Annotated in this window: 2 protein-coding genes; both read right to left on the reverse strand. The window is 36.5% G+C overall.

All coding sequences use genetic code 11. The features are described from left to right. Positions 1-100: 100 nt before the first annotated feature. Positions 101-724, reverse strand: coding sequence for an alpha/beta fold hydrolase (locus EKL98_RS17215; protein ID WP_233589511.1), 624 nt, complete (start codon positions 722-724; stop codon positions 101-103). 72 nt (positions 725-796) lie between these two features. Further along, on the reverse strand, positions 797-1,058 hold a 262-nt coding region (locus EKL98_RS17220), incomplete at its 5' end, for a pyridoxine 5'-phosphate synthase (RefSeq protein ID WP_199740764.1).

The raw sequence follows: 1,058 nt of genomic DNA on the forward strand, positions 1-1,058 counted from the left end.
CATTCGGAATCGTCTCAATTCTAGAATCTGGTAAATGTTTTTTAATGTATTCGAAATCTTCATCGAGTATATACTTCGAATTACTTCCCCGACTAAAGAGTCATGGATTATTGTCACTAGCATCCTCCGGAAGTGGCTTTCCAATTTCATCCATATTGACATTGAAAACGGCCAAATTAAATCGAAAAGCCAATTGTCCCGGCTCTTGCCAGAACAAACTTTTCATCAGAAATTGACGTGTTCCAAAATCGAAAATATATTTCGACAAAATTTCTTCGACTTCATTTCGACTAGGTTTTAATGTAAAATCCACTGCATTCAATCCTTCGAAAATAGTTTGATGATGTTGAGGATAAAATTTTGGACCAATGTCGGCAACAATTAATTTTTCAACCATTTCTGGATACTTTGCGGCAAAAAGCATAGCTGTTTTTCCGCCCATCGAATGCCCTAGAATATTGATTTTTTGGAGATTATTGGCTTGACAATAATCAAAAACATCCTGAGCCATTATTGCGTAACTAAACTCATCCGAATGAAAACTCTTGCCGTGATTGCGCAAATCAAGTAAATGTACATGAAATCCATCGGCTGCGAATTGCGTCCCGATTGTTTTCCAATTATCAGACATCCCTAGAAATCCATGAATAATTAGTAGTGGTTTAGCTTCGCTCGATTCACCTTCGGCTCGGGTGCCTTCGCCTTCTATTTTTGAATACAACATTAAATTTTAGGTTGCAGATTGCAGATTTTAGATTGCAGATTGCTTTCCAAATTCTTTTCTATTTATTAAAAACTATTTCAATTTTTGCAAATACATATTGACTACATTGTCCAATCCCAAATAAATAGCTTCGGAAATGAGTGCGTGACCAATAGAAACCTCCAATAATCCGGGAATATTTTGATTAAAAAACTGAATATTGTCGAGACTCAAATCGTGCCCCGCATTGATCCCCAAGCCCAATTCATTTGCCAAAACTGCAGATTTAACATAAGGGTCAATTCCATTTTTGTTTCCCAAACCGTAATCGTGGGCAAAAGCTTCAGTATACAAT

The sequence above is a fragment of the Flavobacterium bomense genome (assembly GCF_003970355.1).

What these genes read in the sequence shown, in the direction of transcription:
- EKL98_RS17215 (WP_233589511.1), bottom strand. Translation starts at nt 724, where the DNA reads ATGTTGTATTCAAAAATAGAAGGCGAAGGCACCCGAGCCGAAGGTGAA.